A 13796-nucleotide genomic window follows, 5' to 3' on the forward strand; every position below is an offset into this window, starting at 1 on the left:
ATGATTACCACGATGCAAAACCTCGCCCACCCGGCGGGGTTTTTTTATACCTGCAATTCAGATCCATTAACGGCACCACTTCGGTGCCTTCTTTTTATCTAAAAACAAGAGCCTGATTTCTATGAATTTAACGCTTGTTCACTGGCTGGATTCTGCCCTGCAACGTTGGCAGGAGTGGAAGGGGCGTTTAATCGCGTATCTGGGGGGCGGTGGCCTGAGTGCGTTTAGCGCAAACGTAACAGCGCAGGCGAAACAGGCTGCAGAGGTAACAACCACAGTGGCCCCGGATATGTTCACTGCCAACCTGTTTACAGCACTGGGTTTAATTTTTGTCGGTGGTCGGCTCATATTCGACATTGTGGTTTATATCGACCAGCGGCGTTTAAAGCGGAGCAAACAAAATGGATGCAAAACAACTGACTCTCCTGGTAGTTAGAGAAGAGCTGAAAAAAATCGGTTATCACAGCCCGGCTGCAGAACAGCTGGTTGTCGGTACCATCTTTACTGAAAGCCTGGCGAAATATCTTAAACAGGTTGGTGGTGGCCCTGCATTGGGCATTATCCAGATGGAACCAGCAACCCATGACGACATCTGGGAAAACTACCTGAAATACAAATCCACACTGGCAAATAAAGTGCTGGATTGCGTTGCTTCCGATTCCTATCGAATGGGCTCAGCCATTCCGGTAAAAGCGCAAGAGCTTATCGCCAACCTGCGTTATGCCGCAGCAATGTGCCGGGTGCATTACCTTCGCGTTCCCGAAGCTCTGCCAAGAGCCGGTGATACAGAAGCCATGGCCCGTTACTGGAAAAAGTACTACAACACCGAACTGGGGGCCGGAAAAGTCACCGACTTTATCGACAAGTTCCCCAGCGAAATACTGGACTTATAACAGAGCAGCTTACGGGCTGCTTTTTTAATGGAGAAACGTCATGAAGCTATTGGTTTTATTTTGTATTTCCCTGTTTTCATCGGTTGCTCTGGCAGTAACAGGTGATGCGCAGGTCACGGTCTACGATGCAGCAATTAGCCTGCTTGGTGAAAAAGGGCAGTTTGCTGTAATGGTGGTCTGTCTGGTGGGTTATGGCTGGGCTATGCTCCGGCAGTTTATTAAACCGGAAAAACTCAGCTGGTTACCGGAATGGGCTATCAACCTGCTGGAGTTTTTCGCGGCCAACCGGGGCTATGCTAAAAACCTGCACAGTAACGATCCCAGATACATGAAAAGTGTTAAGCCCAAATGAGCTGGCTAAAAACACTTCCGGTACTGGGTAAGCTCCTGCTGAAAGGTATGGAGCTCTGGGAACGTCAGCAAAGAGCCAAACAGCAAAAAGAGCGGGAGCAGAAATATGAGGATATCAAAAACGATAGTCTTGGCAGTCACTCTCAGCGGTTTGGCGGTAGCAGTGGCAGGGTGCGGATCGACAGAACTGATAACACCTGAACATTCAGTTACTCCGCTATGCGCTCCGGTTGCTCCCCAACTGGAATGGTATGAGGTAGAGGGCGGCGGTGTTTTCTACCCTCAGAATTCGTTTACTCAGTTGCAGATCTACATTGAGCAACTGAACGACTGTATTGAGTATTACCAAATGCATCCTGGCTAGTACTCAATAACGTATCCGGGTGTTCTTACTGGCTGCACCTGTTATCCGTTAAGCCAGCATGTGATAGCAACGTATCCCGCATGGGTCCGAAGGGAAGGGATTAGGTAGGGTTAGCGCCCCTTTAATGCATAAGTAGCTACAAATAAAGAGTTACGGCTGCTGGTTGCCATCAAAACCAGCAATCACTCACCACCAACAGCAACGTAATGCTAGTGACATGCAACGTCGTCGAGCGTTGCCAGGCTACGGCCATTTAACAGCAGTGCTTACGGTGGTGACCTTATTCTCGGTGCGTGATACCTCGCAGTCCTGATTCGTTAGTGATGACCATGAAGCAGTTGCAGCTGCTTACTCCTTAACATGCGAACGCGAGTCAGGAGTCAAAAAGGTATAAGTCAGACTGGTAAGTCACAAGTAAAGGAAACGTCAGCCTGAGGCGAAAAAGCGGCGTGACACCCGGAGAGACGGGGCTAATTCGGAGGCGAAAACATGAACAACGAAAAGCGCCTTTGGAACTTGTCAGAGTTAGAGGCATTCAACTATCACCGATCCACTATCCGCAAAAAACTGAAAAATGCAGGCATAGAGCCAATTGCGCATAAAGGTTCCACACCTTTATACGATGTGGTTCAGGTAGCACCTTACCTTTGCAAAGCTCCGGTAAAAGAGAGCGATGCCCCGGATTTAATGGGGTTTAAATCGGCGGCTGAATTGCGCGCTTATATTCAGGCGCAAAGTGAAAAGCTCAAGCTGATGCAGGATTCGAAGGAAGCTGTTTCTAAGGATGAGTATGAGCATGAGATAGGCGCATTAATCACAACTATCAAAAGCTTCAAAGATAAGGTGATTACACGAATTGAAACCGCCATCCCGAATGTTCGTTCTCACCAGTTGGAAGATTTAGAGCGTTTATTAGATTTTGATTTGAAGGCGGTAGCAGATGAGCTTGAAAACATTTGATCCTCGCCTTGGAATTGAGTTTGCCGATGCAGCTGCGATACGCAGAAAACTCGCTTACCTTTGCAGGCCAACCGATAGAATGCCTGTTGAAGCGGCTGATGAAGGGCTATGGATTTCCGATGGTACGGATGTAACAAAATTCTTATCGTCACAGGTTCCTTATGTACGGGAGCCGATGAACTGTCTGGCTCGCCGCATTTATGATGCTGTGATTCTAATGGGGCCAGCCCGAAGCGGTAAAACCAAAGGCTTGGTTGAGGGGTGGGTTAATTACGCAGTTACGCAAGCACCTGGCGATATGCTGCTGATTTACTCTACCAAGAAAAAAGCAGAAAGCATGTCTAAGAAGGATTTAGCCCGATGCTTTGCTTCTACCGAAAAAATTAGCAAGCTGAGAACGGGAAGGAAATCAGACGATACCCTGACCTTTAAGCACTTTCTTAATGGCATGAATCTAACCTTAGATTCAGCAACAGAAAGTAGTTTATCCGCTGAAACTTACCGTTATGCAGGCTGCTCGGATTATGACAGGGCAGATGATGGTATCGGTCAGGAAGGTAGTAAATTTCAGCTAATGCTCAAGCGTGTTCAGAATGCTAAATCTTCCGGAATGGCAATGGCTGAAAGCTCCCCGGGCCGTGTGGTTCGCAACCCTATTCCTGAAGAGCAGCTTAGCTCCCATGAAGCGCAGAACTGTGATGGTATTGCGCAGCTATACAATCAGGGAGATCGCCGCCGTTTTTACTGGTTATGTGGTGATTGTAATGCATGGTTTCAGCCTGTGTTTGAAACCATGATGTGGGATGAATCACTCACTGATTTGCAAGAGCAGGCTAAAAGCGCTGTGTGCTGTTGCCCTCGTTGCTCTCATAAGATTCAGGAACATGAAAAACAGGATTATAACCTGGCGGGACGTTGGTTCCGTGAAGGTGAAATCGATCAGTATGGCGAACAGGTATTTGATGAGTCACAAATCCGTCAGTCCAAATGGGCGTCGTTCTGGTTTGAAGGCGTAGTGGCAACTTATCAGAGTTGGGAAAATCTGGTTTATCGTTACCTGAGTGCGCAAGAACTTTATGACAAAAGCGGTGATGAAGATTCCCTGAAAACCGTCTACAACGTTGATATCGGCAGACCATACATTCTGCAAACATCCAGCAGTGAAATTGGCGCCCATGAACTGATGGAAAAAGCACTGGATCACCCCCGTGCAGAAATCCCTCATGATGCCCGTTTCCTGATAATGACGGTTGACGTTCAGGGCGGTAAAAGCAACGCCCGTTTTGTGGTTCAGGCTCAGGTTTACGGCATTGGCCTGCAACGCTGGGTAATAGACCGCTTTGAAATTCTCACCAACCCGAACCGCAATAATGAACGGATAAACCCGGCAGTGTATGCCGAGGATTGGGATTTGCTGATAGAGCAGGTTATCAAGAAAACTTACCCGTTAGCGGACGGTTCCGGTAGGGTAATGAAACCCGCCTTAACCCTGTGTGACTCCGGTGGTTCCGGTGCCAAAAAAGACGGAAAGAAAACCTCAGTCACCGATTTTGCCTATCAGTTTTATAACCGGCTAAAACCAAAAAATCTGGCGCACCTGTTTCGCCTGGTGAAAGGGGCAAGCCGGGATATCGAACAGCTGGTAAAAGAAACCTATCCGGACAAGCGCAGCAAACTCGCTCATGGTGAGATCCCTTTGCTGCTGCTTCACTCCAACCGATTAAAAAACCGTGTCGCTGCCAGTTATTCGCGGCTGGAATTTGGTGCCCGTTATTTCCATTTGCCCGGCTGGGCTAACCGGGAATGGTTCGATGAACTGACCGCGGAATACATAGACGACAAAGGCAACTGGATCTGCCCGGACAATACCCGAAACGAAAGCTTAGACCTTTGCGCCTATGCCGAGGCGGGTATGCATTATCTGGGCGGTGACACCATCAACTGGGACAGCCCGCCAATGTGGGCGGCGCAGTGGCAGATCAACACCAATGTGGTGGATGCCGATGTAACACCGGAATTTGAACGTAAACCAACCCGCAGGTACCGGCACTCAAGAGGAATATTCGGATGACAGAATTACCGACAAACCGTGAACGCCTGAGATGGTATCTGGATGCAGAGCAGAAGATCCTCAAGCAGCAGGAAGTGACAACTGCAGAAGGTGAAAAGCTCACTCTGGCTTCACTCTCTACAGTACGAAAAGAGATTGAGCGTCTTATGCGGCAGATAGCTCTGGAGCAAAAGGGCGGCAGGCGTTCCATGATTAGGAGAAATTACCTTGAGTAATCCATTAAACCTGATCGACAAAGTAGTTGCTGTGTTCAGTCCTGAGGCAGGACTGAAGCGTTTATACGGGCGAAACCTGTTAAACAAATATACCGCTGCGCTTCCTGTAGATCCTAACACTAAACAGAGGCGCAAGTTCTCCAAAGGCAATGCCAACCAATTAAACAAGGGGGCTCAGGCCATTGCAGAACGGGCGCGGGAGGGAGACGAAAACAACCCCTTTGTTACCGCCATTCTGGATGAGCTGTGTGCCAATATTGTCGGTCCCAACGGGATCATGGTTGAGCCTCAGCCGTTAAACCGAAAAGGCGAGGTGCATACCGAGTTTGCTCAGGAGATTGCCCGCTGGCATGAGCAACATTCACTGAACCAGAACATAGATGCAGAAACCTCCCGCAGTGAAACCGAGTGGTTAGCCTGCCGTACCTGGTTGCGTGATGGTGAAGTGTTTGGCCGTATGTATATGGGTGTTCATCCGGATATCAGCTATCCCTCTTCAACACCTTTCGCCATTCAACCCTTTGAGCCGGACTTTATTCCCCGCCGTATTACCGAAGCGGATAACGGTGTGATTGAAGGGATTAAACGTAACAAACTGGGGCAGGCCATCAGCTATCTGATTCAGAAGGATGCTAAGGGATTTGACTTTGCAGAGGTGGCGGCTGAGTTTATGTGCCATCTCAAGTTTACCCGACGTCTTCACCAGAACCGGGGGATTTCAATTCTGCATTCAGCGTTAGATCTGATATTCAGAATCGAAAGTTACGATCAGTCGGAAATGGTGAGTGCGGAAATTGCTTCCCGCTTTGCCTATTTCATTAAACGTGACCCGCATGTAAGTGATGAGAACGGTACCCAGCTTACCAATAGCGGGGATATTTTCCTTGGAATGGGTAACTCCTTTGAACTGGCTCCGGGTGAGGATGCCGGGATTATCGAGTCTAACCGCCGCGAGTCCATGAGTTCACCGTTCCGGCAGGGGCAGCAAAAACTGGTGAGCGGGGCAGCTGGTGTAAACAACTCATCGGTAACCCGTCATTACGATGGCAATTACTCATCTCAGCGTCAGGAACTGGTGGATTCATTCGGGCGGTACCGGGTGCTGCAGCGTAAGTTTGTGCTTAACTGGACCCGTCCGCAATACCGCAATGCCATTGCTATGGCGGTGCTGAATGGTGAGCTGAAAATCCCCGTAGATGTGGAGCCATCCAGCGTATTTAATGCGATTTATCAGGCTCCGGTTATGCCGTGGATCGACCCGGCCAAGGAAATGACAGGTATCGAGAAAGGTACTCGTTTAAGCCTGTTCTCACTTAGCCATGCTCAGCGCGAGCGAAACATTAACCCACTTTCTACCCGTAAAGAGGTTCAGTCTGAGCGAACCCAGATGAACGAGATGGATATTGTCAGTACATCGGACCCGTCGCACAGCCTGAAAGACTCATCAGAAAAAAATCAGGGAACATTCAATGCCTAATGCAAATTCAAAACCTGAAAAAAGCTGGTACACGTTAAAGAACGAAGCCAGTAACGATACGGCTCAGCTCTACATTCACGGCATTATCGGTGACTGGGATATTGAGTCGATAGATTTAATCAAAGCACTGCAGCAGATCGGCGATAAAGATCTGGTGGCGCGCATCCAGAGCTACGGCGGCAGCGTCTATGAAGGGCTGGCAATGTACAACGCCATTAAGGCCCACAAAGGCAAAACTATCGGTGTTGTAGATGGGCTTGCTGCTTCCATTGCGACTTATGTGCTGATGGCCTTTGATGAAATTCATATGCCGGAAAACGCGACCTTTATGATCCACAACCCGACTATCGGTGCATGGGGTGAAGAGGAAGAAATCGAAAGCGCACTCACTCAGGTGAAGAACGCGAAAGCTACGGTTTCTGATGCTTATGCCGAGCGAAGCGGAAAGCCGGTTGAAGATATTCTGGAAGCCATGAGCAAAGAAACCTGGTTTACCGCAAATGAAGCTCTGGAGTGGGGGTTGATCGATGAGGTGATTGACCCGGTTAACCTGCAGAACCAGTTAAACGAAAACGATGTTGAAGGCATTAAGAAGTTTAAGAACGTGCCGGAGGCGTTACTCAATCAAATCACTGTTCAGGATGAGCCGGAAGGGGAAACCGAGCCGGAGCCTGAACCACTGGCGGCAAACGCCACCAATTCACCTTCCATTCAATCTAAACAAGAACAGGTAAGCGATATGCCGAAACCAAATGAAGAACTGCAGAATGCAGTAAAGGCTGAGAACGAGCGTCAGACAGCGATTCGTGCGCTGTGTAATCAGCATAAAGTTGGTGAAGAACTGACAAATGAAATGCTCAACGATGTGGACTGCACAGTTCAAAACGCATCTGTGAAGATCCTTGCAAACCTTGGTGAGTCCAGCGTGAACGGTCAGCGTGAAACCGAAACCAATCTGACCGCTTCACATATCCGTGCAGGCAACGGTAACCATGTGAAAGAAGAGCTGCAAAACGCACTGAATGCCCGTTGTGGAACCGAAGAACTGGAGAAAGATAACTCGTTTGGTCATGAGTCATTGCTGAATATGGCTAGAGCCAGCTTGGGGGAGAACGCCCGAAGCGCTATGACTAAAACCGAACTGGTTAACCGTGCGTTTAACTCTCAGGATTTCGGTGACATTATTACTGAGGGTATCCGTACCGTAATGCGTGACGAGCTAAAGGTTCGCGCACCTTTGTGGCGTGAACTGGCGAACACCGAAAGTCTGCCAGACTTCCGCGAAACTGAACTGGTGACAGTGAATGATGCACCAGATCTGATGGAAATTAAGGAAGATGGTGAATACAAAACGGTTCTGATTAAAGGGACTGGTGAGCGTATGCAGCTTGCTACCTTTGGCCGTGAAATTCAGTTTACCCGCCAGGCGATTATCAATGATGAAATCGGACTGATCTCTAAGGTGCCGCGTAAGTTTATGCAGTCTGCTTACCGACTGTCCGATAAGCTGATGTTTAACGCTATTCTGGCAGGCAAGATGCAGGACGGTGGCGATGTGTTTATTAAAGGCACTGGCGGTAAGTGGGGCAACCTGATTGATAACATCACCAAAGATGACCATGTAGCTTTGATTATGGCTTTGCATAAGGCGTTTGCAACGGCAACCACTGATGAAGGTGATGTGCTGGATCTGCGTGGTGAGGTGCTTCTGGCTAACCCTGACCATGCTTCTATGTTTGAAGCAGTGCTGAACACGGCAAGTAAGCCGGATACCTTCAACCCGGCTTATAAGAAGTTCAACCGAGTGGTTGAAACTGCCCGTATTGCTTCGGTTGATGGTGCCATCGGCCTGACATCCAAAGACTTTGACAGCGTTGTGATGGGCTTCCTTGACGGTCAGCAAGACCCGTGGCTGGAAACCGGGGACGGCTGGAGCAGTGACGGTGCCAAGATGCGTATTACCTACGACATTGCTTCTAAAGTGCTGGATCGTCGCGGTCTGGCAAAGGGTATTTTCAAAGCGACTTAATCAATTGGGGGAGGACGAAAGTTCTCCCTTTTCTTTTATCCGGATAACAGAGACGAATTATGAAATTAAGTGAAGGCGTTAAGATTGCCGTTCCTGCACCTGCAGGCGGTTTTACAAAAGATATTCCCGTTTTAGTCGGGGCTTTACTGGTGGTACCGCATTTCACTGCTGTAGAAGGTGAAGTGGTGACCTGCTCATACAGTGGTTTGTATAGCGGCCCCATCAAAGTTGGTGATGCGCCAACCTTCAGCTGTGAACCGGCTTACTTTGAAGCGGGTGAATTTACCAAAACTCAGCCAACAACAGCAGGTGAGATCGCCCAGCCTGTCGGTGTGTTTGTTGATGATGGTGTGCTGCTCACAGGTGAAACCATCACCGACCTGGTTGCAGGGCCATAATGCCAGGCGCGTTTGAATCTGCCCGGGAACTGCTCCGGGCATCTATCGCGGATTGCTTTGGGTATCCCATAACCGTGACTACCGCAGAAGGCGATCCGCGAGAGATTAACGGTTATATCCGCGAGTCTAAAGAAGAGAACCACACTATCTATCGGTTGATATCTGATTCCTCATTGCCTGAAGGTTGCACCTTAACTCATAAGGGCAGGCGGTATTTTCTGACCTATGAAGCCCCGTTGCGCGACAGCGGATCAGACAGCCAGATAGCAAGGGAATACACAATGGCCCTGGTGGCTGAGGGTAAGAGTGATGGCTGGTCGGAGTATTAGTGGTAATCGTGCGCTGATTAACAGCGAGTTTTTGCAGCAATATGCCAGTTTTGAAAAGGAGTTGCCGAAAATAGTCCAACGGGCAGCTCGTCTTACTAATGAATGGCTGGCAGCAATCACAATGACGGAACTGGGTTATGAACTGCAGATCGACAACAAAAGCCTGCGCTCCCGTTTCCGTATCTATAAGAACGGCAGGATGTCCAAGCTGTGGATCGGCCTGAATGAGATTGGAGTTCACCGGTTAGGCCGTCCGGTTCAGAACCGTTTGGGGGTACGGGTGGGTGATCGTTTCTATGAAGGGGCGTTTATTTCACCCATGGAAAGTGATGAGTTGCTGGTGTTCAGGAGAACCGGAAAGAGCCGCAGCAGTATTGAGCTGGTAACGGAAGATATCTCAGAAGATACGGAAGAGATCATCAACAACTACCTGCCGGATATTAACCGCAAATTTGAGGAGTTTTTTGTCCGTGAGTTCAGAAGCATTTATCAAAAAGCCGCGTGATTGGGTGGCTAAGGTAGTGCAAGACCTTGGTGAGCGCATGGGTACCAACATAGACACGGTATATAAGCGCAAGCCCAGTGAGTTGAAAGAGACAACAATCAGCTATCAGGTTGGTGAACTGGAAGCGGTGAACGAGTTTTCCTGCGATGGCAGGCATAAACACGATATAGAGCTGCGCTTTCTGGTTGAGGTGCCAACCTCTATCAATGATTTCGACCTCGAAGCTATGGATGCGTCAGCCCGTATTGAGCGCGAAATCCTGAATATGAATGAGTCGGTTTCCCCGGATACGGAAACGGCCAGGGTTGTTTCTAACCTGCCAAGTCAGTTCAGCCCGGTGCTGGGTGTGTTTGCCCGGACGGTAACCATAAGACAGCAGATCATGATGGGGCCGGTTGAAGAAGAGTATGGCAAATTGGCGGGATGGGAGTTAAGCCATGGAGATAGTGAAACGAATCCGGGAGCTTGAGTATTCGGTGAGTTCCCTTACTGAAGAACTGGAAGAAACCAAACGCTGCCTTTCAAACATTATCCGGCTTGGCACGGTATCGGCGGTTCATGGTGATACCGTGGATATCAGCACCGGGAACAACAATCCTAAGCAGATCCCTTTTTTTGTTTCCTCTTCCGGCCGTGTCCGGCACTACCGACCACCAACAGTAGGTGAGCAGTGCATTCTGATTAACCTGGGGGCAGGCGATAACTTAAATCAGGCCGTTGCTCTGATGGGGCTGCGCTCTGATGAGTTTCCGCTGCCGACACTGAGTGAAAATGAGGTGATGACCGATTACGGCGGCGGTATGAAAGAGGTGTATAACCTCGATAGCGGTGCTCTGGTTTGTGATTACCCGGGTGGAATGGTGCTGAACGCAGACCTGACTCATTTGGGTAATACCGAGCATACCGGAAATCTGAACCGGACAGGTGATACCGTTTCAACCGGAAACATTATCAGTACCGGCATGTTTAACCATATGGGTGGTTTTGCCGTTTCTGGTGGTGCAGCTGGCGGTGGTACGCCTACGTTCGAAGGCTCTATGAAGATTGTGGGCGGTGATATTGATGTGGACGGTTACAGCGTGAAGTTGCATCACCACATGGATGCAGAAGGCAGACCAACCAGCGGAGCGAAAAAATGATAGGTGTTGATCCTGATACGGGTAAAACCGTTACCGGACTGGCTGCTCTGGCCTGCCGGTTTCAGAAAATTTTAACCACTCAGGTAACCAGCCGGATTAAACGCCGGGGTTTTGGTAACCGGGCGGTAGAACGGCTGGGTAAAAACCAGACTCCGAACGAGGCAATGATAGTTCAGAACCTGTCTATCGAGGCGCTAACCAATCCGGTAAATGGTGTCATTGATTATGAGGTGAAACGCTGTCAGGCCGTTATGGGTACCAACGGATTCAAAATTCGGGTACATGGGCAGTGGCAGGGCCAGCCCTTTGAAACGAGTGTGATGTTATGAAAAATGCACCTGAAGCGTTTCAGGTTCCTGATTTTGAAACGCTGCTGAAAAGTTATATTGATTATGCTGTGGAATATTGCGCTGAGAGTGATGAAGACAAAGCCAGGCTGTTACGGGAGTCGTTAGAAAACGATTCTGAACTATTGGCTCAGATCACTCAGGCCTTTATTACCAAACGCCAGGCTGAAATACGTGAGCAGAATTATCAGGCTCTGCAGATGTTCCGCAAGTATGTTACTGAAACCGATATGGTGGATATGCTGGCAATGCAGTACGGCCTGAAACGTCAGGTTCTGGTACCGGAGGATGATTCGGTTTATCCGCCTATTCCGGCGGTGATGGAGTCGGATGAAGATCTGCTGCGCCGTTTTGATTTGGCGCCCTATCAGTTTCATACAACGGGTACCCGGCTTGGGTATAAGTTCCATTCACTTACTCTGGATGAGCGTCCGCTTATCACCATAGATTCTCAGGATAACGTAATTACCATGCGTTATGAGTTTCCTACTGATGTGATTTCCAATCCTGTTAAGGATGCAGAGCCGCGTATGCTGGAGCCAAACTCCGGAAAGGTGGAGATTGCGGTGCTAAGCCGGGAAACGGAAAACGGTCTTCCAAGTGCCGGTCTTTTGGATCGTGTGAAGCGTTATCTTACCCGTGATGATATCGGTCAGGAGACGGATGAGATAACGACTAAATCCGCGGTTATTAAGAACTATCAGATACATGTTGACCTTTATACAGGCGGTGACCCAAACCACTATGTGACTCAGGAGCAGGCTGAAGAGGCAGCCTGGAGTTTTGCCAAACAGATGCACAGGCTGGAAACCACCATAGACCGTGAAGAAGTCGGCCATGTGTTTTATGCGCTGGGTGCTAAACGGGCCAAGGTGGTTAAGCCAGCTGCAGATGTAGTCTGCAGCTGGGATGAAGCCCCTTATTGTACGGAGGTGAAAATCAATGTCCGTGCAGAGTGAGTTTGTGAGTGTCCAGCCGGAGAGTCGGTCACTAATTGAAGAGTCTATGGAATATGCCTGGGGCGCAATTATCGCTGATCTTGAGTGTCCTTATCCGGAGTTAAAAAGCCCGGCTTTAACGCAGGATGACTTTGTTTCTCTGTTGGCCGGAGAACGCGGGGTTATGGACTGGCAGGCTACGGATACCATTGACCAGCAGAGGACAACGGCTGAGCGGGCGTTTCAGATTCATGAGAAAGCTGGTACTCGTGGTGGTTTGAAAAATGCACTGGATGCGCTTGTGTTTGACTCTGTTATCTCCAGGGGCGCTCTTCCATATTCGTTGGATGTGGAGGCCTTCCTGCTGGATACGCCTTTAACGGAGGATAGCAGCAGGCGGGTAGATTCCCGTATCAATACCTATAAATCGGAGCGGGACAGTATTGATGTGAATATTTCACGTCAGTCTCAGGCTACGGTGTTTGTAGGTGTTACCACAGAACAGGGGATCACTATGACCTCAGAGCCGTTTGTTCCACTCGGTTATACCAGTTCCTGTTTAGACCGCATTGCGGTTTATAACCATATCAGATTAATATCAACATCGGAGCCAGCAATTCAATGAGTACAAATCAAAATGCTGACAGATATCGTACCTATGTGACCCAAACAGGTTTTGGCCTGGAGGCACTGGCTAATCAGCAGGGTACAAAAGTAGATTTCGCGGTGCTGGTTGTGGGTGATGGTGTGTTACCTGATGATCAGAACCCTTCAGTACAGACTGACCTGATTAATCAGGTTCGTAGTTATCCGGTCACTATTGAGGTGGATGAAACAGACCCGACTATATGGATTGCCCGGGCTGAGATACCTGCTGAAGATGGTGGGTTTACTATTAATGAGGCAGGGGTGAAGGTGACGGATGCTAATGGTGATTTGTATTGCTATGCCCGTCAGCCTGGGGATTATAAGCCCATGCTGGCTGAGGGTGCGGCTAAGAGCTATACCATTCGCCTGAAGTTTATTCCGGGTAATTCTTCGGTGATTGAGGCCAAGATCGACCCTTCGGTTCAGTTTGCTACACCTGCTGATTTGGATAATGCGATTAAAGTGCATGAGTCGGTTTCACAGTTCCTACCCTATGATCCCAAACGTGTGTATAGGTGTGGTGAGGTATGTACCACCATAACAGCAGGTGAAATAGCGTACTGGCAGTGGTATTCAAATGTTGAATCCCTAGCTGGTAAAGATCCTCTAAACCTCGCTAATCGTCATGATGCGTGGACAGATAATACTAAACCATTTTACTGGATACCCTATACAGGTGAACAGGTTGGTATGCCATTTTTCTGGTTAGATAGCGCTTCTCCTGAATGGGCTGTAATGGAAATTAATGCGGATTTACCTATTGCTGTGTATTGGCGTTTGGCTCGGAGGTATCCACATTTGGTTTCTGGGGAGACTATCAATACAGGTGAAATTCGCGGTGAGTTTTTAAGGGTGCTTGACCAAGGGCGTGGCGTAGATCCAAATAGGCAATTGGGTTCATTTGCATTAGATAGTATTAAACAGGGTGGCTTTAACATTCGAAATGACGCAGGTGGTTCTCCTTTATTAAGTTCACCACACGGAGAGGTAACTATAACGTCTACGGCGAATAATATTTCAGTTGTTGGTGACGGAGCTTCTCATACTATGCAATATGTCAAAATAGGTAGTGGTACTGAAACTGCACCAAGAAGTGTGGCTCGTCCTATGGCAATAGCCATATAAGGTAAAG

At 48.8% G+C, this 13796-nt stretch carries 18 protein-coding genes; all 18 read left to right on the forward strand.

The features are described from left to right. Positions 1-121: 121 nt before the first annotated feature. The 18 genes from L3Q72_RS06635 to L3Q72_RS06720 all read left to right on the forward strand — a co-directional run bounded on the left by L3Q72_RS06635 (position 122) and on the right by L3Q72_RS06720 (position 13789). Positions 122-436: a hypothetical protein gene (locus L3Q72_RS06635; protein ID WP_275131864.1), complete on the forward strand. Its 315-nt coding sequence runs from the start codon at positions 122-124 to the stop codon at positions 434-436. Next, complete coding sequence (locus tag L3Q72_RS06640; RefSeq protein ID WP_275131865.1) at positions 402-893, forward strand: hypothetical protein; 492 nt, start codon at positions 402-404, stop codon at positions 891-893. The genes L3Q72_RS06635 and L3Q72_RS06640 overlap by 35 nt, the downstream gene beginning before the upstream one ends. 40 nt (positions 894-933) lie before the next feature. Further along, a complete protein-coding gene (locus L3Q72_RS06645) occupies positions 934-1245 on the forward strand; it encodes a hypothetical protein (RefSeq protein ID WP_275131866.1) in 312 nt (103 codons plus the stop codon). Then, positions 1242-1445 (forward strand): hypothetical protein, encoded by a 204-nt coding sequence (locus L3Q72_RS06650; RefSeq protein WP_275131867.1) that lies wholly within the window; start codon positions 1242-1244, stop codon positions 1443-1445. Before L3Q72_RS06645 ends, L3Q72_RS06650 begins: the two co-directional genes overlap by 4 nt. A gap of 652 nt (positions 1446-2097) precedes the next feature. Continuing rightward, positions 2098-2568 carry a hypothetical protein gene (locus L3Q72_RS06655; RefSeq protein ID WP_275131868.1) on the forward strand — a complete coding sequence of 157 codons (471 nt, stop codon included), beginning with the start codon at positions 2098-2100 and terminating at the stop codon, positions 2566-2568. Further along, a complete protein-coding gene (locus L3Q72_RS06660; RefSeq protein WP_275131869.1) occupies positions 2549-4639 on the forward strand; it encodes a terminase gpA endonuclease subunit in 2091 nt (696 codons plus the stop codon). The genes L3Q72_RS06655 and L3Q72_RS06660 overlap by 20 nt, the downstream gene beginning before the upstream one ends. Further along, on the forward strand, positions 4636-4854 hold the full coding sequence (locus tag L3Q72_RS06665; RefSeq protein ID WP_275131870.1) for a hypothetical protein: 219 nt from the start codon (positions 4636-4638) through the stop codon (positions 4852-4854). Before L3Q72_RS06660 ends, L3Q72_RS06665 begins: the two co-directional genes overlap by 4 nt. Beyond that, positions 4847-6331, forward strand: coding sequence for a phage portal protein (locus L3Q72_RS06670; protein WP_275131871.1), 1485 nt, complete (start codon positions 4847-4849; stop codon positions 6329-6331). Before L3Q72_RS06665 ends, L3Q72_RS06670 begins: the two co-directional genes overlap by 8 nt. Beyond that, the gene (locus L3Q72_RS06675; RefSeq protein WP_275131872.1) at positions 6324-8360 is read left to right on the forward strand and encodes a ClpP-like prohead protease/major capsid protein fusion protein; all 2037 of its coding nucleotides are present in this window, start codon (positions 6324-6326) and stop codon (positions 8358-8360) included. Before L3Q72_RS06670 ends, L3Q72_RS06675 begins: the two co-directional genes overlap by 8 nt. Positions 8361-8419: 59 nt before the next feature. Further along, positions 8420-8758, forward strand: a complete 339-nt coding sequence (locus L3Q72_RS06680) for a hypothetical protein (protein WP_275131873.1) — start codon at positions 8420-8422, stop codon at positions 8756-8758. Beyond that, complete coding sequence (locus L3Q72_RS06685) at positions 8758-9087, forward strand: hypothetical protein (RefSeq protein WP_275131874.1); 330 nt, start codon at positions 8758-8760, stop codon at positions 9085-9087. Before L3Q72_RS06680 ends, L3Q72_RS06685 begins: the two co-directional genes overlap by 1 nt. Beyond that, a complete protein-coding gene (locus tag L3Q72_RS06690) occupies positions 9068-9592 on the forward strand; it encodes a phage tail protein (RefSeq protein WP_275131875.1) in 525 nt (174 codons plus the stop codon). Before L3Q72_RS06685 ends, L3Q72_RS06690 begins: the two co-directional genes overlap by 20 nt. Next, the gene (locus L3Q72_RS06695) at positions 9558-10061 is read left to right on the forward strand and encodes a hypothetical protein (RefSeq protein ID WP_275131876.1); all 504 of its coding nucleotides are present in this window, start codon (positions 9558-9560) and stop codon (positions 10059-10061) included. The genes L3Q72_RS06690 and L3Q72_RS06695 overlap by 35 nt, the downstream gene beginning before the upstream one ends. Beyond that, positions 10030-10731: a phage baseplate assembly protein V gene (locus L3Q72_RS06700; protein WP_275131877.1), complete on the forward strand. Its 702-nt coding sequence runs from the start codon at positions 10030-10032 to the stop codon at positions 10729-10731. Before L3Q72_RS06695 ends, L3Q72_RS06700 begins: the two co-directional genes overlap by 32 nt. Beyond that, entirely contained in the window at positions 10728-11060 is a 333-nt protein-coding gene (locus L3Q72_RS06705; RefSeq protein WP_275131878.1) for a phage baseplate protein, read from the forward strand. The genes L3Q72_RS06700 and L3Q72_RS06705 overlap by 4 nt, the downstream gene beginning before the upstream one ends. Then, entirely contained in the window at positions 11057-12037 is a 981-nt protein-coding gene (locus tag L3Q72_RS06710) for a baseplate J/gp47 family protein (protein WP_275131879.1), read from the forward strand. Before L3Q72_RS06705 ends, L3Q72_RS06710 begins: the two co-directional genes overlap by 4 nt. Further along, on the forward strand, positions 12021-12641 hold the full coding sequence (locus tag L3Q72_RS06715) for a phage tail protein (protein ID WP_275131880.1): 621 nt from the start codon (positions 12021-12023) through the stop codon (positions 12639-12641). Before L3Q72_RS06710 ends, L3Q72_RS06715 begins: the two co-directional genes overlap by 17 nt. Then, on the forward strand, positions 12638-13789 hold the full coding sequence (locus L3Q72_RS06720; protein ID WP_275131881.1) for a phage tail protein: 1152 nt from the start codon (positions 12638-12640) through the stop codon (positions 13787-13789). The genes L3Q72_RS06715 and L3Q72_RS06720 overlap by 4 nt, the downstream gene beginning before the upstream one ends. Positions 13790-13796 lie beyond the last annotated feature (7 nt).

This window comes from Vibrio sp. JC009 (assembly GCF_029016485.1).
GTDB lineage: Bacteria > Pseudomonadota > Gammaproteobacteria > Enterobacterales > Vibrionaceae > Vibrio.

Coding starts and splice junctions, on each gene's coding strand:
- L3Q72_RS06635 (WP_275131864.1), top strand. CDS start 122: ATGAATTTAACGCTTGTTCACTGGCTGGATTCTGCCCTGCAACGTTGG.
- L3Q72_RS06640 (WP_275131865.1), top strand. CDS start 402: ATGGATGCAAAACAACTGACTCTCCTGGTAGTTAGAGAAGAGCTGAAA.
- L3Q72_RS06645 (WP_275131866.1), top strand. CDS start 934: ATGAAGCTATTGGTTTTATTTTGTATTTCCCTGTTTTCATCGGTTGCT.
- L3Q72_RS06650 (WP_275131867.1), top strand. CDS start 1,242: ATGAGCTGGCTAAAAACACTTCCGGTACTGGGTAAGCTCCTGCTGAAA.
- L3Q72_RS06655 (WP_275131868.1), top strand. CDS start 2,098: ATGAACAACGAAAAGCGCCTTTGGAACTTGTCAGAGTTAGAGGCATTC.
- L3Q72_RS06660 (WP_275131869.1), top strand. CDS start 2,549: ATGAGCTTGAAAACATTTGATCCTCGCCTTGGAATTGAGTTTGCCGAT.
- L3Q72_RS06665 (WP_275131870.1), top strand. CDS start 4,636: ATGACAGAATTACCGACAAACCGTGAACGCCTGAGATGGTATCTGGAT.
- L3Q72_RS06675 (WP_275131872.1), top strand. CDS start 6,324: ATGCCTAATGCAAATTCAAAACCTGAAAAAAGCTGGTACACGTTAAAG.
- L3Q72_RS06680 (WP_275131873.1), top strand. CDS start 8,420: ATGAAATTAAGTGAAGGCGTTAAGATTGCCGTTCCTGCACCTGCAGGC.
- L3Q72_RS06685 (WP_275131874.1), top strand. CDS start 8,758: ATGCCAGGCGCGTTTGAATCTGCCCGGGAACTGCTCCGGGCATCTATC.
- L3Q72_RS06690 (WP_275131875.1), top strand. CDS start 9,068: ATGGCTGGTCGGAGTATTAGTGGTAATCGTGCGCTGATTAACAGCGAG.
- L3Q72_RS06700 (WP_275131877.1), top strand. CDS start 10,030: ATGGAGATAGTGAAACGAATCCGGGAGCTTGAGTATTCGGTGAGTTCC.
- L3Q72_RS06705 (WP_275131878.1), top strand. CDS start 10,728: ATGATAGGTGTTGATCCTGATACGGGTAAAACCGTTACCGGACTGGCT.
- L3Q72_RS06710 (WP_275131879.1), top strand. CDS start 11,057: ATGAAAAATGCACCTGAAGCGTTTCAGGTTCCTGATTTTGAAACGCTG.
- L3Q72_RS06715 (WP_275131880.1), top strand. CDS start 12,021: ATGTCCGTGCAGAGTGAGTTTGTGAGTGTCCAGCCGGAGAGTCGGTCA.
- L3Q72_RS06720 (WP_275131881.1), top strand. CDS start 12,638: ATGAGTACAAATCAAAATGCTGACAGATATCGTACCTATGTGACCCAA.